Below are 19,017 nucleotides of genomic sequence, written 5' to 3'. Positions count from 1 at the left end.
GTCCTTGAGGCACGTTGTGCCGACTTGATGGGAAGCGAGCGTAAATGATAACTATTTTCATCGTCTAGAGACGACAATGATTTTCACTCCTGGAGGTTCCATGCGCCGCGGCGCTTTCTCCCTCGGCCGGCATCGCGCCCGGCCCGCGCTGAGGCGCTCACTCCTCGCCCTGATCCCGCTCGTCCTGGTGGCGTCCTGCGGTCAGAGCGACCCCCGTCCAGGCGCCACGGCGTCCCCCAAGGCCACCGCCACCACCGCCCCGGTCGCCCCCGTCAGCGCCGCGCTGACCGTCGCCGACCCGCACGGCGGGACGTTCACGCTGAAGAAGAAGCCCGAGCGCGTCGTGTGCCTGACCGGGCTGTGCGACGACGCCCTGGTCGAGCTGGGCCTGACCCCCGTGGCCACGACCACGCCCGCCCTGCTCTCCCGCTCTGACTACCTGGGCGCGAAGGGCGCCGGCGTCCCCGTCATCCCCGGCAGCTTCGGCGGCGAGGACGTCGCGAAGATCGCCGAGGCGAAGCCGGACCTGGTGATCGGCCTGGCCGGGGTGCACGACCAGCTCAGGACCGCCGTGGAGAAGTTCGCGCCGCTGTGGGTGGTCCAGGTGAAGTCGTACGACGACTCCATCGGCTACCTGCGCGCGCTCGCCCAGCTCACCGGCCGCGGGCGGCAGCAGGCCGAGGCCGAGAGCCGCTTCCGCGCCAAGCTCACCGAGGGAGCCGCCCGGGCCAAGGCGGCGGGGCTGGACCGGACGCCGGTCCTGGCGATGTACGGGGGCACCTCGGTAGGCGTCAACACCACCGAGGACGTACTGGGGCATTTCCTGTCGCAGTTCTTCGCCTACCCCTGGCCCAGCAAGGGCGGCGGCTTCGAGACCGCGCAGGCCTACAGCATCGAGGAGATCCTGGCCAAGGCCCCTCAGGTCATCTTCATCCAGTCGTTCGGCACCAAGGTCAGCGACCACTACAAGGACAACCCGGTGTGGAAGCGCGTTCCCGCCGTGTCGGCAGGCAGGGTGTTCGAGGTGCCGACCGAGCTGTGGGCGTCCGGCCGGGGCACCAGGGCGTTCGGCATCATCCTCGACGAGGCGCTCGCCAAGGCCGCCGGGTGAGCGCTGCGCTCGGCGGACGCCCGGCGATCGTCACCGGGCTCGGCCTCGCCGTCGCGGCGCTGGCCGGCCTCTGCCTGGGCACGCCGTTCGTGGCCCCGCAGGACCTGCTCACGACGTCCCCGGAGTCGATCGCGCACCTCGTGGTCTGGGAGCTGCGCGTGCCCCGCGTGCTGATCGGCCTGGTGGGCGGCGCGGCGATCGGCGCCGCCGGGCTCCTGCTCCAGGAGTCGCTGCGGAACCCGCTCGCCGTGCCCGAGATGCTCGGCGTCTCGACCGGGGCCGCGCTGGCGGTCAGCGTGTGCGTGATCTGGGCGCTGCCCGTGCCGCCGTCGCTGTACCCGCTGGCGGGCCTGCTCGGCGCCGCGCTCGGCGGGCTCGTCACGCTGGCCGCGGCCAGGTCGGGCCGCAGCGCGGGCGGCGTCCTGCTGATCGGCGCGGCGGTGTCGACCGGCATCCAGGCGCTGCTGCTGGCCGTGATGGCCACCGCCGACCGGCTCCAGTACGACATGCTCTTCCGCTATCTCGTCGGCAGCCTGTCCGGCCTGATGTGGGAGCAGACCTCGGAGACGCTGCCGTGGTTCGCCGTCGCGCTTCCCCTCGTCGTGCTGTGCGTGCCCGCGCTAGGCCTGCTGCGCCTCGGTGACGACGCGGCCGCCTCGCTCGGCAGCCGGGTCGGCCTCGCCCGGCTCGGGGTGCTCGCGGTGTCGACCCTGCTGATCGGGGCGGTGACGGGGCCGTGCGGCCCGATCGCCTGGGTCGGGTTCCTGGCACCGGTGCTGGCCAGGCGGTTGCGCCCGCACGCGGGAGCCCGGGGCTGGCTCCCGTGGTCGGCCGCGCTCGGGGCGCTGATCACCTTGACGGCCGACCTGGCCGCGCGGCTGGCGTTCGACCCGGTGGAGACTCCGCTCGGGGCGTGGACGGCGCTGGCCGGCGTGCTGGCCGGAGCCGCCCTGCTGCGCAGGCGGGCGGCCTCATGACGACGAGGCCCGCGCGGGTCGTCGTGGCGGCGGCCCTGCTGCTGCTGGTCGCGGCCACGCACCTGCTCGTCTCCGGCCAGCCGCCCGGCGCGATCTCCGGCCTGCTCGACGGGGCCGCCGACAGCCAGGCCGAGAAGATCGTGTGGGAGCTCGGCGTGCCGAGGCTGCTCACCGCCCTGCTCACCGGCGCCGCCCTGGGCGTCGCCGGGTACGTGCTCCAGGCGACGCTGCGCAACGCGCTGGCCGCGCCCGAGTTCTCCGGCGTGAACCCCGGCGCGGTGCTCGGCATCCTTGGCGGGCTCACGCTCGGCCTGTTCCCCGCCGACTCCGCCGCGGGGGCGCTGCTCGCCGCCCTGGCCGGAGGCGCGCTGGGCGGCGGGCTCACCTGGCTGCTGTCGGCGGGCCGCGACCCGGCCAACCTGGTGGTGCACGGCCTGCTCGGCAGTGCGCTGCTGGCCGGGCTGACCACGATGCTGCTGGCCTACCAGCCGAGCAGGTTCGGCAACGCGCTGCGCTGGCTGATCGGCTCGGTCGAGGGACGGGTGTGGGAGCACCTGGCCTTCGCCTCCTGGTGGATCGCCGGGGGCGTCGCCGTGGCGTGGGCCTGCTCGGGCATGCTGGCCGTCCTGTCACCCGGTGACGACCACGCTGCCTCGCTCGGCCTGCGTCCCGGCCTCGGCCGGGCGGTCGCGCTCACTGTGGCCATCGCCCTGACCGCCGGCGCGGCCGCCCTGTCGGGGGCGATCGCGTTCGTCGGCCTGGCCGCCCCGCACGTCGCGCGCAGGCTGGGCGGGCGCGTCCCCACCGTCGCCGTCGTCGGCGCCGTCGCCCTCGCGGGCGCCGACAGCCTCGCCCAGCTCGCCGGGCACCTCCTCGACGGCACGCACCGGCTCGGCGTCCCGACCGGCGTGATCACCGCCCTGGCCGGCGCCGCCGTCCTGATCAGACTGGGAAGATCGCAATGAGCATCAAGGTCGAGGACCTGCACTTCTCGTACGCCACCCGCCCCGTCCTGACCGGCGTCGACCTCACCGTCGAGCCCGGCGAGTTCGTGGCCCTGGTCGGCGTCAACGGCTGCGGCAAGAGCACGCTGCTGCGCCTGATCGCGGGCCTGGTCAAACCGTCGTCCGGCCGCATCCTGCTCGGCGGCGCGGAGCTGACGTCGCTGTCGCGCCGGCAGGTGGCCCAGCGGCTCGCGGTGCTGCACCAGAGCCTGCCGCCCGTGCCCGCGCTGACCGTCCGCCAACTCGTCCGCCAGGGCCGCTACCCCCACCAGGGGCCGCTCGGCCTGCTGCGGGAGTCGGACTCCATGGACGAGGCGCTGGAGCTGGCCGGGGTCGCCCACCTCGCCGACCGCGTCCTCGACACGCTGTCCGGCGGCGAACGCCAGCGCGTCCGGCTGGCGCTCGCCGTGGCCCAGGACACCGGCATCCTGCTCCTGGACGAGCCGACCGCCCATCTGGACATCCGCCATCAGCTGGAGGTCCTCGAACTCGTCCGCACCCTGCGCGAGATCCGCGGGCTCACCGTCGTGACCGTCCTGCACGAGCTGGACCATGCGGCCCGCTTCGCCGAACGCGTCGTCGCGCTCCACGAGGGCCGGGTCCACGCCGACGGCGAGCCGGCACACGTGATCACGCCGGAGCTCCTGGCCGACGTGTTCGGCGTGGCCGGGCGGGTGGTCACGGACGAGCTGCACGGCTCGCCCCGCTGCCTGCTCGACGCCGCCCTCTGACCGCCGCCCTGGCCGGGGTCCGCTACTCCTCGCGTACCAGCTCGTGGTCCTCGCCGCGGTCGATGCGGTCGGCGTGGTAGAGGCCCTGGGCGAGCAGGCGGCGTACGTGCTCGTCGGCGGCGGTGTAGTAGACGAACGTGCCTTCCCTGCGTCCCTTGACCAGGCCGGCCAGGCGGAGCTTGGCCAGGTGCTGGCTGACGGCGGTGGGGGCGGCGTCGGCGAGCTCGGCCAGGCAGGCGACCGACGACTCGCCCTGGAGGAGCGCCCACAGGATCTTGATGCGGGTGGGGTCCGACAGCAGCCGGAACGACTCGGCCGCCAGGTGCACCTGCTCTTCGGACGGCATGTCGAAGCCGGACAGCGACGTGTGCATGGTCTCAGCCTAGCCACAGCCCGCCCTGCTTGCCTGTCTGCGTATATACGCATATACGATGGCGCGGTGATTACCGATCTGAGCGCCGCCCAGGCCGCCGCCCCCGCCCCCGGGCATCGGCGCGCCACGCCGTGGAGCGCCGGCATGTGGACGCTGCCGGAAGTGCGCTGGGCCGCCGTCGCCGTCGCGCTGTTCGCCGCCGGCGGCCTCTGCCAGCTGGCCGGGGCGCCCCCGTGGCTGTGGTGGACCCTGTACCTGACCTGCTACGCCGCCGGCGGCTGGGAGCCCGGGCTGGCGGGGCTGCGGGCGTTGCGCGAGCCCCGGCTGGACGTGGACCTGCTCATGGTCGCCGCGGCGATCGGCGCCGCCGCGATCGGGCAGGTCTTCGACGGCGCGCTCCTCATCGTCATCTTCGCCACCTCCGGCGCGCTGGAGGCGGTCGCCACCAAGCGCACCGAGGACTCCGTACGCAGCCTGCTCGACCTGGCCCCCACCACGGCCAGCCGCCTCACCGAGGAAGGCGGCGAGGAGACCGTCCCCACCGAGCGGCTCGCGATCGGCGACGTGATCCTGGTCCGGCCCGGCGAGCGCGTCGGCGCCGACGGGCGCGTGCTCGACGGGACCGGCGAGGTCGACCAGGCCACCATCACCGGGGAACCGCTGCCCGTGACCAAGCAGGCGGGGGACGAGGTGTTCGCCGGCACCCTCAACGGCAGCGGCGCCCTGCGCGTACGGGTCGAACGGGACCCGGCGGACTCGGTGATCGCCCGCATCGTGGCCCTGGTGGAAGAGGCGTCGAGGACCAAGGCGCCGACCCAGCTGTTCATCGAGAAGGTCGAACAGCGCTACTCCATCGGCATGGTCATCGCCACGGTGGCGCTGTTCGCGCTGCCGCTCATGTTCGGCGCCGACCTGGAGCCGACCCTGCTGCGCGCGATGACGTTCATGATCGTCGCGTCGCCGTGCGCGGTCGTGCTGGCGACCATGCCGCCGCTGCTGTCGGCGATCGCCAACGCCGGGCGGCACGGCGTACTGATCAAGTCCGCTGTCGTCATGGAACGCCTGGGCCAGGTCGACGCCGTCGCGCTGGACAAGACCGGCACCCTCACCGAAGGCGCCCCGCAGGTCGCCGACATCCGCCCGGCCGCCGGCCTGTCCGCCGACGAGGTGCTCGCCCTGGCCGCCGCGGCCGAACACCCCAGCGAACACCCCCTCGGCCGCGCCGTCACCGACGCCGCCCGCGAACGCGGCCTCGACGTGGCGAGAGCCGAGAACTTCGCCTCCACCCCCGGCCTCGGCGTGACCGCCACGGTGGGCGGCGCCGAGATCACGGTCGGCAGCCCCGACCGCCTGCCGCACGGGCCGGGCGTGCCGGACACCGCCGACCTGAGAGCCCAGGGCCGCACCACCGTCCTGGTCACCCGCGACGGCGAGCCGATCGGGGTGCTCGGCATCACTGACCGTCTCCGGCCCGACGCCGCCGCCACCGTCGCCTCACTCACCGCGCTCACCGGCAGCGCCCCCGTCCTGGTCACCGGCGACAACGCCCGCGCGGCCGCCCACGTGGCCGGCCAGGTCGGCATCACCGACGTACGCGCCGGACTGCTCCCCCAGGACAAGGTCGGCCTCGTACGTCAGTTGCAGGACACCGGCCGCAAGGTGCTCGTCGTCGGCGACGGCGTCAACGACGCTCCCGCGCTGGCCGCCGCCCACAGCGGCATCGCCATGGGCCGCGCCGGATCGGACCTCGCCCTGGAGACCGCCGACGCCGTGGTGGTACGGGACGAGCTCGCCGCCATCCCCGCCGCGGTGGCCCTCTCCCGCCAGGCCAGGCGCCTCATCGTCCAGAACCTGGTCATCGCCGGAGCCTTCATCACCGGCCTGGTCATCTGGGACCTCACGGGCGACCTGCCGCTGCCGCTCGGGGTGGCCGGACACGAGGGCTCGACCGTCATCGTCGGCCTGAACGGCCTGCGCCTGCTGCGCGAACAGGCCTGGCTCCAGGCACGGGCCGGTCGGGGCTAGCCAGGCGTTTTCGCCACGGGCACGGCTGCGGCCGCGGCCGGTTCGCCGCGGACGGGCAGGAGGCGGGTCAGCAGGGCCGTGGCCAGGCCGGCGATCAGGGCGGCCTCCAGCATGCGCTCCAGGATGAGCATGTGGATCGTCCACGGGAGCGCCGTCCGCAAGGGGAGCACCACCAGCTCCAGCACGAGGGCGTGGACCACCGCGCCGGCCAGCCCGGCCAGCATGCCCTTCGCGACCGGGGACGTCCGGGACAGCCCGGCCGCGACGGCGGCGAGAGCGGCGGCGAACGCGGCTCCGACGGCGAGGTGGTCCGACAGGGTGGTGCCGGCCCGCTGGAAGACATAGGCGTTGACCGTGCCCGACACCAGCACCGTGATCAGGGCCGCGGCGGCTGCGGAGCCCACGGCCAGGGCGACGCGGCCGGTGCGGCGGGGCGCCGGCGGCCGGGGCTCGCCGAGTGTGGTGAAGCGCACCGCCATCGGGACCAGCATGAGCAGGACGACGGCGACCAGGAGCAGGGCGCCCGTGGACAGCCGGCTGTCCAGCGTGATCTGCGCGCTGATCAGCACATGGGCCAGCGGGTCGGAGACGGCCGGATAGTCCTGGACGTGCGCGATGATGATGTCGCTCTGGACGCGGTAGAACGTGCGCGCGGTCAGCGTCACCACGGCCGCGATGAGCAGCAGCGGAGCCAGCGCCGACCGCAGGTCGCGCACCCTCGGCGCCCACACCCGCGCCACCCACCGCACCCAGACCCCCAGCAGCAGGCCCGCCACCGCCAGCAGCACCAGCCCGGCGAGCTGCACCGACACGGGGAACGGGGCCAGTGCGTGGTCCGTCATCCTGCTGGGGGCGAGAAGCCAGCCACCGGCCAGCCCCACGGCCAGGCCGAGCGGCACGTGCACGGCATCGCTCGGCGCCTCCACGGCCCGTAACGCCCGCAACCCCAGCACGACGGCCAGCAGCAGGGCGAACACCTCCGCAGGCCACGGCAGCGTGTTGGTGCGTCCCAGCGCGGTGAACGACGCGGCGGGGTCCATGGTGAGGGAGAAGCAGCCGCCCAGGGCCACCGGGAAGACGAAGCCCTGGCGTACCAGCGGTCCCGGCTCGTCCAGGGCGGCGCGGCGTACGGCGAGATGGGGGTGGGTGCGCACCCGCAGCGACACCGGCCACCGGCGCGGGGCCGGCGCGTCCTCGAACAGGCGGCGCAGCGGCGTCGCGTCCTCCTGCCACGACAGCACGCGGGCGTCGGCCATCAGCTCACGCGACTGCAGCACCGCCGAGCGGGTCAGCCACGACAGCACCGCCAGCCCGATGATCTGGGCGGCGAACAGCCACGACAGCACCACGCTCGAGCCGAACGGCATCTCCAGAGGCCGCAGGAACGGCGCGTGCCCCGACAGCACCCCGATCACGGCGGCGAGCAGGCCCGGTACGAGGATCACCGCGGCATACGACCGCCACATCGCCAGCGTCACGGCCGTGATGCCCAGGTCCCTGTTGCGCACGTGCGCCAGCTCGTGCAGCACCACCGCGCGGAACAGCGGCCGGTCGCGCTCGTACAGCATCCAGGTGCCCCGGCTGATCACGACGTAACTGCGCCCGGCCCGGCCGAACGCCAGCCCGGCCACCGCGGGGTTGAGCACGTCGAGCAGGAAGACGACCCGCCGTCCGCCGAGCACCTCCTGCGCCATCCGCGCCAGCTCGTCGTGGACCTCGCCGGCGACCGGGCGCAGCCGACGGCGGCGGATCCGCCAGGCCGGGCCGAACCAGTACTGCAGCCCGGTGAGCAGGACGAGCGTCGCGAAACAGAGCAACGTGCCCAGCCGGAGATCCTGGTCGGCGGCCCGGCCCAGCACCTCGCACGCAGGGTCGTCCCGGCCCTTCAGCGCCGCCAGCAGGCACGCCTCCCTGACCTTCGGCGGGACCGGCGAGCCGTGCGTCGACAGCCGGTCGAACACCCCCGGCCGGTAGATCGCGGTCGTCGCGAACGCCAGGCTGATCAGCAGGACGAACGCGGACGCGGTGGCCGACGGGACGCGGCCGGTCATGAGGGCTTGCGAGCGAGCTCACTCACCACCGCATCGGCCAGGGCGTCGGCCTGGGCCTCCGACATGCCCATCCGGCGCGCCTTCCGGTAGGCGACCTTCCGGATCTCGGTCAGCCGGGCCGGCGGCAGCGGCGGCGGGCCCTCGGTCAGCTCCTTCGGGCGGCGGCGCAACCGGCCGATCAGCCGGCCGGTCCACGAGCCGACGTCCTTGCCCACGTCCATGAGCACCGTGGTCACGACGCCGGAGACGATCGCCGTCACCAGCATCTCGTCCACCCCCGGCAGCCCGAACCCGAGTGGCTCCCGGTGGGATCTCGCCCTGTTGCCGCCGCCGAGCGCGTCCCAGGTCTGATCGAACAGCGGCAATTCGGCAGGCGCGATTCTCGTCACGACTCGGCGGCTGAGATCCTTGGCGAACACATCGGACACCTGGGCCTCCAACGCGGGATTCTGTTTTCAGAAATATAGGCAGCGCCGAGGCCGGCTGTCTGTAATTCATCATGCATCGGAACAGCGACACCATAGACATTTCGCTCGCGAAATCGCCGGGCCGCAGGTATTGGTTTTGGGGGATTGCCAGGTTCGGGATTGCACCACCATGATCGGGACCAGCCGACACCTCATGGAGGAAGCAGCATGCTGACCGTGATCGGCGCGGGGTTCCCGCGCACCGGTACGAGTTCGATGAAGGCGGCACTGGAGCGGCTCGGGTTCGGGCCGTGCCATCACATGTTCGACGTGGGGTCGAACTCCGACCGGGCCAAGCGGTGGGCGCCTCTGGCCAGCCACGACACGGTCCCGGACTGGGAGTACGTGCTGGAGGGGTTCCGGTCGTCGGTGGACTGGCCGGCCTCGTTCTTCTGGCGGGAGCTGGCGGAGGCGTACCCGGAGGCCAAGGTGGTTCTCACGGTCCGCGACCCGCAGTCCTGGTTCGCGAGCATGCGGACGCTCATCGACAACGGGCCGGCGCGTTTACAGAGCGAGAAGCTGGCGCCCGAGATGGCCGGTCTCGTGGAGAACATGATGACCACGCGCCCGCTGCTCGAGCGGATGATCCGGGAGGGGCTGGGCAGTGACAGCCCCTTCGGCGTGGTCCCGGACGAGAAGGAGACCATCGCGGCGTTCGAGCGGCACATCGTCACGGTGCGGGAGAGCCTGCCGGCGGAGCGGCTGCTGGTGTTCGACGTGCGGGAGGGGTGGGAGCCGCTCTGCCGGTTCCTGGGCGTGGACGTCCCTGAGGAGGAGCCGTTCCCGCACCTGAACGACAGCAAGATGATGGAGGAGTCCATCGAGCGGCTGATGAAGGGCGAGAAGGTCGGGCTGCCGTTCCACCCTGTGGAGTGAGCTAGGCGGGGGCGTCGAGCAGGGCGGCCGCGAGCTCGCGGGCTTCGCGCAGCCAGGCGTCCCGCTGCGGTCCGTCGGAGCCGGTCACCGTGCGGAAGACCTTGCGGCGTACGTCCACGACGCCGACGTAGGGCAGCACGCAGGCTGCCCAGATGCGCTCCAGCGGGTCGCCGAACTCGTCGCGTTCGCGGTCGGCCGGGGTGTCGGAGGTGTTGAGCACCAGTGCCCGCCCGGCCTTGAGCAGCCCGGCGGGTTCGCCGTCGGCGGTGCCGAGCTTGTAGGCGACGCCGGGGACGAGGACGCGCTGCACCCATCCGGCCAGTATCGCGGGCGGCATGCCCCACCAGTTGGGGTGCACGAACACCACGGCGTCCAGTTCGGCGACCTCGGCCCGGTGGGCCTGGACGAGGTCGTCGGCGGACGGGGCGCCGTCGGCCACGGTCTCGGTCTCGGCGGCGGCCAGCGCCGGGGCGAAGCCCTCCGCGTAGAGGTCGTGCGCGCGGACGTCGGCGCCCCGTCCGCGCAGTTCGTCCACGACGGCGTCGAAGAGGGCTCCGTTGAAGCTGTCGGGCCTCGGGTGGGCGAGGTAGACGCCGATGCGCATGCGCGAACCCATTCATATGTGGCTATTGGAGGGAAAAGTCTCCCACAGCTAGGGCCGGTAGTAGCTCTCGATGGGGACGCGGGCCGCCTCGAACAGCGCCGGGCCGTCCTGCTGGACCTCCGGCCAGCCCGAGCCGGGATTGAGCTCGGCGAGCTGTTCGGTGGACAGCGCGTAGACGACGCGGCCCAGCCCGGAGCGGACGATGCCGCCGGTGCACATGCCGCAGGGCTGGCAGCTCGTGTACATGGTGGTGCGGGCTGCGGTGTCGGCGTCGAGCTCGCGGGCCGTCCAGCGGGCGAGCTTGAGCTCCGGGTGGGCGCTGATGTCGTTGTCGCGCCGCACGGTGTTGTGGGCCTCGACCAGGATCTCGCCGCCGGGCCCCGCGAGCAGGGAGCCGTAGGGGGCGTCGCCCAGGGTGACGGCGTGGGCCGCGAGGTCGATGGCGCGGCGCAGCAGCTTCTCGTCGGCGGCGGTGATCATGTGCGGTTCCTCCAGTGGGTGGCGACGGCGGCGAGCGCCCGCCACGCCGGCTGCGGGCTGCGGGTCTCCTCGGGGTCGCCGTGGTACGGGTCGAGCACGACGCTGGTGGCGCCGAGCTGCCGGAGCCGGTCGAGGTCGTCGAGAATCTGTTCCAGCGTGCCGACGCCGGCGAGGCGTTCCGGGTCGTCGACGGGCGTGGTCGTCAGCCGCAGGGCGATGCGGGGGACGAAGCCCGGCAGGGTGTGCCCGGCCACGACCGAGGCCATCCAGGGCATGGTGCCGCGCAGCGGGTGCCAGGGGTGGCCGTTCTTGACGGCCCGCCGGATGCCCACCTCGCTGTTGCCGCCGACCCAGATGGTGTGCCCGGCGTCGCGCAGCGTGGCCAGGTAGTCGTCGGTCAGCCTGCCGCGTTCGGCGAACGGCACGCCGAGCGCCTCGAACTCCTGCCGCGCCCAGCCGACGCCCACGCCGAGCACGAGCCTGCCCCCGCTGAGCTGGTTCAGGTTGGTGGCCATCCGCGACACCAGGAGCGGATGCCGGTAGGGCAGGATGAGCACGGTGGTGCCCAGCTTGACCGTGGTGGTGAGCCCGGCCAGCCAGGACAGCGTGGTGAACGGCTCGTAGAACGGCTCCGGGTAGCGCACGGCGACGTCCGGGGTGATCGTCACGTGGTCGGACATCATGAGGAGGTCGAAGCCGAGCCCTTCCACGATGCGCGCCCATTCGCGCAGCACGCCCGGATCGGTGCCGGGCCCGAAGTTCGGTACGTTCACCCCAAGTTCCATAAAAACGAGGCTATAGCGGTCACCAGCGCCATTGGAACCGATTTCTCCCGGCTATTCACCCCTAAGCCCGGGAATTTACCGATAGATTCTCCATATGGCCGCGAAGCTTGACGAGGTCGACTGGGCGATCATCACCCAGCTCCAGCAGGAAGCCCGCATCTCACTGAGCGAGCTGGGCCGGCGCGTCAACCTCAGCCCGTCGGCCACCACCGAACGGGTGCGCCAGCTTGAGGCGCAGGGCGTCATCACCGGCTATCACGCCGCGGTCGACCTGGACAAGGTCGGCTACCCGGTGCTCGCCCTGGTCCGGCTGAAGTATCCGGGCAACCGCCACCAGCCCCTGCGCCAGTTGCTCGCCGACCGGCGCGAGATCCTGGAGTGCCTGCGCACGACCGGCGACGACTGCTACACGCTCAAGGTGGCCGCGACCTCCATGAGCCACCTGGAGGCGCTCATGGACGAGCTGGCCGGCCTCGGCAGCACGACCACGAGCATCGTCTACAGCCGGCCCCTGCCCTACCGCGGCCCCGACCGCCCCTGACCGAGCAGGTCGCCCAGGGACGCGAGAGCGGAGGCCAGGCCGGGGTCGGCCCCGCCGGCCTCCGCCAGCGCGGCGCTCAGCGTCTCCTCGTAGGTGCGGCTCGCCTCGGCGTGACGCACCCGGCCGCTCTCGGTGATGACCGTGTAGACGCCGCGCTTGTCGTCGGGGCACAGGTCCCGGTACGTGAACTCCGCCGCGTTCAGCCGGGCGACCAGCCGCGTCACGGAGCTCTGGTTGAGCCCGAGCTTGTCGGCGAGCTCCTGCATGCGCAGTTCGCTGTCGGGCGCGGCGGCCAGGTGGCCGAGCGCGCGATACTCCGACAGGCCGATGCCGTGCCGCCGCTGCAACGCGGTGCCGAGCCTGGCCTCCACCCGGGCGTGCAGCAGCAGCAGATGGTTCCAGGTCGCGGCGAGCTCCGCCACCGACGGGTCCGCTGGGGCGTTGGGGGCTGCGGGTGTCATCGACCCCTCCTTGTGCTGGTTTCTCGGCCGCTGGACAGAAATATACATGCACATACATAATTCTGGCCAGCCCGGGCTACAGCGGCAGCCACGCGGTCAGTGACCACCCGTCCGGCACGGCCCGCGAGACCAGCTCGCCGCCCTGCGCCTCGACCAGCGCGGCCAGCCCCGGCAGGCCCGCCCCGCCGGTCCGCCCGCTCCGCGACGGCGTCACGCCGTCGTTGGTCATCGTGATCTCCAACCGCCCGTCCGCCACGCTCACGTCCAGGTCGACGCGCCCCGCCCGCGCGGCGTGCCGCCGCACGTTGGTGAGGCCCTCGACCACGATCCGGTACGCCAGCGCCGCGCTGCCGGCCGGGACCTGGAGCGCCGGGTCCATGCGCAGGCGGACCCGGGCGGGACCGGCGGCCGAGAAGCGCTCGGCCGCATCCCGGATGTCCTCCAGGCCGCCGGCGGAGGTCGCGGGCCGGTCGTGGTGCAGCATGTCGAGCGTGCGATCCAGCATCGACAGGGCGCGCTGCCCCGCAGCCTCGACGCGTTCGAGCGCCCGTGCCGGGTCGCCCGTCACCCTGCCCGCCTGGGCGTGGGCCACCATCTCGCTGATGTCGTGGGCGAGGAAGTCGTGCAGGTCCCCGGCCAGCCGCAGCCGGAGCGCGGTGCGGGTGTCGTCGAGGGCGCGGCGCTGCCGTACGCCGAGAAGGCGCAGGTAGCCGCCCAGACCGGCGGCGAGGAGCGCGCCCAGCCCCCAGAACGCGCACGCGCCCACCGCCTCCAGCGGCGAGGCCGGCTGGAGGAAGCGCAGCAGCCAGGTGGCCGCGGCCAGGCCCGCCGCGGGGGCCGCCACCGCGGCGCGGCGGGCGGGCGCGTCCCGGACGATCAGCCCGGCCAGCACCATGAACGCCAGGCTCTCGGCCATCCCAAGGGCGGCGGCGGGCTGCTCGGACGGCACGACGCCGTACAGCTGGGCCAGCGTGACGGCCAGCGAGACCACCGCCGCCACGCACGTCAGCTCCGGCAGCCGCGCGGCGAGCGGCGTCCGCGACAGCGCCACCAGCGCCACGGGGAGCAGCAGCGACGCCGACACGGCGATCCACAGGAGAGTCACCGCACCGACGATACGGCCGCCGGGAGACCCGGCCGCAGGTGCCGTTCGGCACGGGCGCGGGTGGCCGAGGGTGCCGAACGGCATCTGGTCCGCGCCGTCGCCGCGCCGCGACGCTGAACACATGAAATCCTTCACTCCTGCCTCGCGCGCCCATGCGACGGCGCTGTGGGCGCTCGGCTATGGCGGGCTCGGCGCGGCGTGGGCGCTCGGGCTGCCCGGCTACCCGTGGGGCGCCTCCGATCCCGACCCCGACGGGGCGCTGTCCCTCCTGGCCGGGACGACACCCCGGTTCGGGTGGTGGATCGCCGCGTTCGCCCTGCTCACCGCGGTGACGGCGGTGGCTCTCACTCGCCGGGGCGATCGGCGGGCGCCGCTGCTCCTGGCCTGGCCGATCGCCGCGATCCTGGTCCTGGTGATCCCCGACTCGCGCCTGATGATGGGCGTCGCGTACACGCCGCTGCTGCTGGTCGCCCCCGTCTTCGGCTGGAGCCTGGGCGGCGCCACCTTCGCCGACGCCTGGCCGTGGCCGGTGCTCAACCAGCTCGTCTGCGTGCTCGGCGGGCTGCTGCTGGCCGCCGCGGCGCTCGCGTACGGCCGTGACCGAGGGCGGGCGCGCTGGTTCACGCCCGAGCGGGGGCGCACGGCGGTGTACGTGGCCGTGGCCGTGCCTCTCGTGTACTGCGCCACCCGGTGGGCGTGGGCGCTGGGCATCCCGCTCGGCGTGAGCCCGGAGTTCCTGGCCGAGGGCGAGGACGGGCTGTGGCTGGCGGGAGCCTACCTGGCGACGTTCGGCGCGCTCGGCGGCGTGCTCACACTCGGGCTGACCCAGCGCTGGGGGGAGATCTTCCCCAGATGGATCCCCGGGCTGCGCGGCAGGCGGGTGCCGCCCCTGCTGGCGGTCATCCCCGCCGGATTCGTCTCGATCATCGTGACCGTGGCGGGGCTGTCCTACGTCCGGTGGACGGTCGCGGGCCGGTTCGCGCTGGAGGAGTGGGGCGCCTGGCTGCCGGAGTGCTTCTGGCCGGTCTGGGGCGCCGCCCTGGCCACCGCCACCGTCTCCTACCACCTGCGGCGGCGCGACGGCACGCGGCTCAGGACGGGCGAGCCGGCGGCGTAGGCGTCGCCCAGGGCAGGAGTTCGGGGCGTTTGGCGGTGCGGCCGTCGCCGGAGGACCTGCCGCGCAGGCGGCGGCCGATCCACGGGCCCGCGAACGTGGCCAGCCAGCGCGCCTCCGCCGCCGCGACCCGCAACGGGCCCGGCGCGGGCAGGGCGGGCAGGGGCTGCATCCAGGCGTCGTCGCTGCCGGGCAGCCCCAGCGTGTGGGCCATGGCTGCGGCGATGCGGGCGTGGCCGGCCGGGCTGGCGTGCAGGCGGTCGACGCACCACATGCGGGCGTCCGTGACGAACTCCAGCGGGAACGTGTCGACCACCGCGACCCCGTGCCGGGCGGCGGCCTCGCGGATGCGGGCGTTGAGGTCGAGCACGCGGGGCCGGAACCGCCTGGCCATCGGCGCGATCTTGCCGATGTCGGGGAAGGTCACGGTGACCACGTGCGCGCCCGCCCCGGTGAGCGCGGCGAACATCGCCTCCAGGTCGGCCACCACCCGGCCGGCCTCGAAGCCGGGCCGGATGAGGTCGTTCATGCCCGCCATGACCGTGGCCAGGTCGGGGCGGAGCGCCAGCGCGACGGGTAGCTGCTCGGCGCGGATCTGCCCGGCCAGCCGGCCCCGGACGGCGAGGTTGGCGTAGTGGAGCCCGGGTTCGGCGGCGGCCAGGTGCTCGGCGAGGCGGTCGGCCCAGCCCCGGTGACCGTTGACGTCGTCGCCGTCGCCGAGGCCCTCGGTCTGGCTGTCGCCGAGCGCGACGTAGCGCGTGTAGGTGGTCATGGCGTCTCCACTCGTGCGGCCAGGGTCAGCGCGGTGTCGCGGCACCAGTCGCGCATCTCGCGTTCGAAACGGCAGCCAGCCAGGCCGGACAGGTAGGGGCCGATGTGCTCGCCCTCGCGCAGGAACGTCTCCTCGTCCAGGTCGCCGCGCAGGCCGGCCAGGAGCTGCTCGAAGATCTCCAGCTTGGCCACGGCCTCCCGCTCCCGCTCGCGGAGCTGCTCGATCAGCGGGGCCGGGTCGAGCAGGTCGGCGGCGTGCACCTTGACGACCAGCTCGTCGCGGAGCAGCAGGGGCTTGGCCGGCCGGGCGGCGAAGGCGGCCAGCTCGGCGAGCCCGGCCTCGGTGACCTTGAAGACGCGCTTGTTGGGGCGGCCGGTCTGGACGACCTCGCGGCCGGTGACCAGGCCGTCGGCCTCCAGCTTGGCCAGCTCGGCGTAGAGCTGCTGCGGGGCGGCGTACCAGAAGTTGGAGACGCCGATGTCGAAGATCTTGGTGAGCTGGTAGCCGCTGTATTCGCCGTCGAGCAGCGCCGCCAGCACCGCGTGTCGGAGCGCCACGGCTCAGCCGTACTCATGAAGGCGACTAGTCATGGATATGACTATAGCCCGAGCGCGGCCCGGGAGCGGGCGATCTGCTCGCGGGCGCGGGCCGACCAGATCAGCTCGCGGTGCGCGCTCAGCACGGTGTGGCAGGTGGTGAAGTGGGCCAGCGCGGCCCGCTCGTCCCCCTGACGGCGGCGCACGTCGCCCAGCGTGTAGGCGGTCAGCGCCTCCCCCAGCTCGTCACCGGCGCGGGCGCACATCTCGGCGCACTCGGCGAGCATGCGCTCGGCGGAACCGAAGTGCCCCAGCGCGCCCTCGGCCTCGGCCAGCCGGCGCAGCGCGATCCGCTCGCCGTTGTTCCAGCGCAGCTCACGGCTGAGGTCGAGGCTCGCCCGGTAGTGGCCGACGGCCTCCTCGGTCCGGCCCGTCTCGTGGCAGGCGACGCCCAGCGAGCGCAGGAACCTGGCGCGGTGGACGGCGCTCTCCCCGGCGGCCAGGCCCAGCGCCCGGCGGGAGGTGGCGGCGGCCTCGTCGTAGCGGCCCAGGTAGAGCTGCACCACGGCGACCTCGGTCCACGCGGTCAGCAGCCCGTTCGCGTCGCCGAGCGCGCGGAACCGGCCCGCCGCCCGGACGGCGGTGTCCAGCGCGGCCTCCAGGTCGTCGACCAGCGAGGCGGCGACGCCCAGCAGCGCGTAGGCGGCCGAGTGCTGGTCCCCCGCCCGCTCGCTGCGCGCCAGCAGCCCGCGGAACTCCGCGCCCACGGCATGGGCGCGGCCCCGGTCCATCTCGGCGTCGGCGCGCACCAGCCGCAGGCGCGTCTCGGCCGCGTCGTCGCCCGCCGCCCCGGCCGCCTCGACGGCGGCGTCCAGCATCGTCACGGCGTCCTCGTGGAAGCCGCGTACGACGAGGAAGGGCGCCAGGGCATGGGCGAGGCCGGCCGCGGCGGACGCCAGCCCGGCGCGGGCCGCGGCGGCGACCAGCGCGACGAGCATGCCGCGCTCCGCCGCCAGCCAGGCGCCGTCATCGGGCGAGGGCGGCGTGCGCGCCGGGGCGCCGGGCGGCGGCGGGGCGGGGGCGAGCGGCAGCTCACGCGCGGCGGCGGTGACCCGGGCGCACGCCTCGGCGGTGAGCCGGGCCAGCGCCGCCGCCCGGCCGTCCTCGCTCTCCTCGGCCGCGAAGAGCTCGGCGGCGAAGCTCCACAGCAGGTCGTGCATGCGGTAGCGGGTCTGCTTCGCGGCGTCGACGTCGCTCGCGCTGATCAGCCCGGCGGCGGCGAGCTCCTCCAGGGAGTCGTCGACCTCGCGCACGCCGGCCCCGGCCAGCGCGGCGACCGCCCACGCCGCCACGCTGTCGGCCGCGACCGCGCCGAGGAGCCGGAACGCCAGCCTGGCCGGCGGCGACAGCGACGCGTAGCTCGTCGCGAACGTGGCGCGCACGTCGAGCTGCCCCGCGTGCAGCTCGTTCAGCCGCGCCGACGTGTCCGCGAGCCGCCTGGCGAGCTCGGCCGGCGGCCACGCGGGACGGGTGACGAGACGCGCCCCGGCGATGCGCAGCGCGAGCGGCAGCCGCCCGCACGCGCGCAGGATCGCCTCCGCCGACTCCGGGTCGGCGGCGAGCCGGTCGGCGCCCACCACCCGGGCGAGCAGGTCGCGGGCGTCGGAGGGCGGCGGCACGTCCAGGACGAGCGCGACCGTGCCCGGCACCGTCGGCAGCGGCCCGCGCGACGTGACGACGACCCCCGACCCGGGCGTCCCCGGGAGCAGCGGCTCCACCTGCGTCTCGTCGCCCGCGTCGTCGAGCAGCACCAGGACGGCCCGGTCGGCGATCCTGGCCCGGTACATCGCCGCCTGCTCCTCGGTGGCGGCGGGCAGGATGCCGGGGTCCACGCCGAGCGCCCGCAGCAGCTCGGCGAGCAGGTCGGCCGGGTCGCGGGGGTTCGGCGACGCGCCGCCCAGCCGGACGAACAGCTGCCCGTCGGGATAGCGATCGCGCAGCAGGTGGGCGACGTGCACGGCCAGCGTGCTCTTGCCGACGCCCGGCGGGCCGGACACGGTCACGATCGCCGGCGCCGCGCCGCCGGGGTCACTCAGCGCGGTGATCATCTCGCGCGTCTCGGTCTCGCGGCCGACGAACCCGGCGAGGTCGGCCGGCAGCAGGCAGATGCCCGCCCACGCGGGCTCCCGCTCCGGCGCGGCCGGCTCCGCCGGCACCACCGCCGGTCCTGGCGGCTCGACGGGGGCGTCGTTCAGGATGGCCGCGTGCGCGTCGCGTAACTCCTGCCCCGGCTCCACGCCCAGCTCGGCGACCAGCACCGACCTGGCCCTGCGGTACGCCTCCAGCGCCTCGGCGCGCCGGCCCGACCGGTGCAGCGCCAGCATGAGCCGGTGCCACAGCCGCTCGTTGAGCGGGGCGGTCTCCACCAGCGGGGTCAGCTCGCCGACCAGCTCGTCGTGCAGGCCGAGCCGCAGCCGCACGTCGATCCAGCCGAGCCTGGCGCTCTCCCGACGCTCCTCCAGCTCGGCGATGCGGGCGCTCACCTCGCCGCTCAGCGGCACGTCCTCGGCCGGACGGCCGCGCCACAGCGGCAGCGCCCTGGCGAACAGGCGGTGGGCCTCGGCCAGGTCGCCGCGCGCCGACTCCAGCCGGGCCCGCCGTACGTCCTCGTCGAAGGCGAGCAGGTCGAGCCGGTCGGTGCGCAGGCACAGCCGGTAGCCCTGCTCCTGCGTCTCCACGTCGATCGCGGCCTTGCGCAGGACGGAGACGTAGTTCTGCAGGTTGGCCAGGGCGGAGCGGGGCGGCTCTTCCCAGACGGAGGCGATCAGCCGGTCGCTGGAGACGACGGTGTTCGGGTGGAGCAGGAAGACGCTGAGCACCGCGCGGGGCTTGCCCGTGAGTCGCACCGGCCTTCCCGCTTCGGCGACCCGGACGGGACCGAGGATCGCGAAGTCCACTTCCGCCTCCCGAGCACGATCAGCGAAACCCCGACGGGGGGACCTGC

The 19,017-nt window shown here is 74.0% G+C and carries 19 protein-coding genes; 8 read left to right on the top strand and 11 right to left on the bottom strand.

Features of this window, described 5'->3' with window-relative positions:
• The first annotated feature begins 100 nt into the window (after positions 1–100).
• The 4 genes from AB0G11_RS00540 to AB0G11_RS00525 are packed head-to-tail and all read left to right on the top strand — an operon-like array spanning position 101 to position 3,823.
• Entirely contained in the window at positions 101–1,111 is a 1,011-nt protein-coding gene (locus tag AB0G11_RS00540) for an ABC transporter substrate-binding protein (protein ID WP_357583015.1), read from the top strand.
• Positions 1,108–2,088, top strand: coding sequence for an iron ABC transporter permease (locus tag AB0G11_RS00535; protein WP_219504144.1), 981 nt, complete (start codon positions 1,108–1,110; stop codon positions 2,086–2,088). The genes AB0G11_RS00540 and AB0G11_RS00535 overlap by 4 nt, the downstream gene beginning before the upstream one ends.
• Positions 2,085–3,053, top strand: coding sequence for an iron chelate uptake ABC transporter family permease subunit (locus AB0G11_RS00530; RefSeq protein WP_357583013.1), 969 nt, complete (start codon positions 2,085–2,087; stop codon positions 3,051–3,053). The genes AB0G11_RS00535 and AB0G11_RS00530 overlap by 4 nt, the downstream gene beginning before the upstream one ends.
• Positions 3,050–3,823, top strand: coding sequence for an ABC transporter ATP-binding protein (locus tag AB0G11_RS00525; protein WP_219504149.1), 774 nt, complete (start codon positions 3,050–3,052; stop codon positions 3,821–3,823). The genes AB0G11_RS00530 and AB0G11_RS00525 overlap by 4 nt, the downstream gene beginning before the upstream one ends.
• 22 nt (positions 3,824–3,845) lie before the next feature.
• Here AB0G11_RS00525 and AB0G11_RS00520 read toward each other — a convergent pair whose 3' ends face one another.
• Complete coding sequence (locus tag AB0G11_RS00520; protein ID WP_219504152.1) at positions 3,846–4,196, bottom strand: metalloregulator ArsR/SmtB family transcription factor; 351 nt, start codon at positions 4,194–4,196, stop codon at positions 3,846–3,848.
• A 144-nt stretch (positions 4,197–4,340) separates the two neighbouring features.
• Between AB0G11_RS00520 and AB0G11_RS00515 the strand changes: the two genes are divergently transcribed.
• Positions 4,341–6,221, top strand: a complete 1,881-nt coding sequence (locus AB0G11_RS00515; RefSeq protein ID WP_357583689.1) for a heavy metal translocating P-type ATPase — start codon at positions 4,341–4,343, stop codon at positions 6,219–6,221.
• Here AB0G11_RS00515 and AB0G11_RS00510 read toward each other — a convergent pair.
• Together AB0G11_RS00510 and AB0G11_RS00505 are read right to left on the bottom strand one after the other, a co-directional pair.
• Positions 6,218–8,272, bottom strand: coding sequence for a M48 family metalloprotease (locus tag AB0G11_RS00510; RefSeq protein WP_357583011.1), 2,055 nt, complete (start codon positions 8,270–8,272; stop codon positions 6,218–6,220). The genes AB0G11_RS00515 and AB0G11_RS00510 overlap by 4 nt on opposite strands.
• A complete protein-coding gene (locus tag AB0G11_RS00505) occupies positions 8,269–8,700 on the bottom strand; it encodes a hypothetical protein (protein ID WP_357583009.1) in 432 nt (143 codons plus the stop codon). Before AB0G11_RS00505 ends, AB0G11_RS00510 begins: the two co-directional genes overlap by 4 nt.
• A 207-nt stretch (positions 8,701–8,907) precedes the next feature.
• Here AB0G11_RS00505 and AB0G11_RS00500 point away from each other — a divergent pair, with 207 nt between their 5' ends.
• Positions 8,908–9,615 carry a sulfotransferase family protein gene (locus AB0G11_RS00500; protein WP_357583007.1) on the top strand — a complete coding sequence of 236 codons (708 nt, stop codon included), beginning with the start codon at positions 8,908–8,910 and terminating at the stop codon, positions 9,613–9,615.
• Position 9,616: 1 nt separating this feature from the next.
• Here AB0G11_RS00500 and AB0G11_RS00495 read toward each other — a convergent pair whose 3' ends face one another.
• From AB0G11_RS00495 to AB0G11_RS00485, 3 genes are read right to left on the bottom strand one after another with little or no spacing between them, the layout of a single operon-like run.
• Positions 9,617–10,231 (bottom strand): NAD(P)H-dependent oxidoreductase, encoded by a 615-nt coding sequence (locus AB0G11_RS00495; RefSeq protein ID WP_357583005.1) that lies wholly within the window; start codon positions 10,229–10,231, stop codon positions 9,617–9,619.
• A 36-nt stretch (positions 10,232–10,267) separates the two neighbouring features.
• Positions 10,268–10,699, bottom strand: coding sequence for a nucleoside deaminase (locus tag AB0G11_RS00490; protein ID WP_357583003.1), 432 nt, complete (start codon positions 10,697–10,699; stop codon positions 10,268–10,270).
• Complete coding sequence (locus tag AB0G11_RS00485; protein ID WP_357583001.1) at positions 10,696–11,472, bottom strand: LLM class flavin-dependent oxidoreductase; 777 nt, start codon at positions 11,470–11,472, stop codon at positions 10,696–10,698. The genes AB0G11_RS00490 and AB0G11_RS00485 overlap by 4 nt, the downstream gene beginning before the upstream one ends.
• A gap of 106 nt (positions 11,473–11,578) precedes the next feature.
• Here AB0G11_RS00485 and AB0G11_RS00480 point away from each other — a divergent pair, with 106 nt between their 5' ends.
• Complete coding sequence (locus AB0G11_RS00480) at positions 11,579–12,025, top strand: Lrp/AsnC family transcriptional regulator (protein ID WP_219504158.1); 447 nt, start codon at positions 11,579–11,581, stop codon at positions 12,023–12,025.
• Here the strand turns inward: AB0G11_RS00480 and AB0G11_RS00475 are convergent.
• Positions 12,001–12,486 carry a MarR family transcriptional regulator gene (locus tag AB0G11_RS00475; protein WP_219504160.1) on the bottom strand — a complete coding sequence of 162 codons (486 nt, stop codon included), beginning with the start codon at positions 12,484–12,486 and terminating at the stop codon, positions 12,001–12,003. The genes AB0G11_RS00480 and AB0G11_RS00475 overlap by 25 nt on opposite strands.
• A gap of 76 nt (positions 12,487–12,562) precedes the next feature.
• The gene (locus AB0G11_RS00470; RefSeq protein ID WP_357582999.1) at positions 12,563–13,591 is read right to left on the bottom strand and encodes a histidine kinase; all 1,029 of its coding nucleotides are present in this window, start codon (positions 13,589–13,591) and stop codon (positions 12,563–12,565) included.
• A gap of 121 nt (positions 13,592–13,712) precedes the next feature.
• On the opposite strand from AB0G11_RS00470, the gene AB0G11_RS00465 reads away from it, so the two are divergent.
• Entirely contained in the window at positions 13,713–14,708 is a 996-nt protein-coding gene (locus tag AB0G11_RS00465) for a hypothetical protein (RefSeq protein ID WP_219504164.1), read from the top strand.
• Here AB0G11_RS00465 and AB0G11_RS00460 read toward each other — a convergent pair.
• The 3 genes from AB0G11_RS00460 to AB0G11_RS00450 are packed head-to-tail and all read right to left on the bottom strand — an operon-like array spanning position 14,683 to position 18,970.
• Complete coding sequence (locus AB0G11_RS00460) at positions 14,683–15,477, bottom strand: SGNH/GDSL hydrolase family protein (protein WP_357582997.1); 795 nt, start codon at positions 15,475–15,477, stop codon at positions 14,683–14,685. The two genes, AB0G11_RS00465 and AB0G11_RS00460, sit on opposite strands and share 26 nt — an antisense overlap.
• On the bottom strand, positions 15,474–16,034 hold the full coding sequence (locus tag AB0G11_RS00455; protein WP_357582995.1) for a PadR family transcriptional regulator: 561 nt from the start codon (positions 16,032–16,034) through the stop codon (positions 15,474–15,476). The genes AB0G11_RS00460 and AB0G11_RS00455 overlap by 4 nt, the downstream gene beginning before the upstream one ends.
• Positions 16,035–16,075: 41 nt before the next feature.
• Positions 16,076–18,970 carry a BTAD domain-containing putative transcriptional regulator gene (locus tag AB0G11_RS00450; protein WP_357582993.1) on the bottom strand — a complete coding sequence of 965 codons (2,895 nt, stop codon included), beginning with the start codon at positions 18,968–18,970 and terminating at the stop codon, positions 16,076–16,078.
• Between the last annotated feature and the right edge of the window lie 47 nt (positions 18,971–19,017).

The sequence above is a fragment of the Nonomuraea sp. NPDC023979 genome, from assembly GCF_040639085.1.
In the GTDB taxonomy this organism is placed as follows: Bacteria; Actinomycetota; Actinomycetes; order Streptosporangiales; family Streptosporangiaceae; genus Nonomuraea; species Nonomuraea ceibae.
Note: the sequence above shows the minus strand (reverse complement) of the source record. Positions and strands in the feature narration are given on the sequence as shown.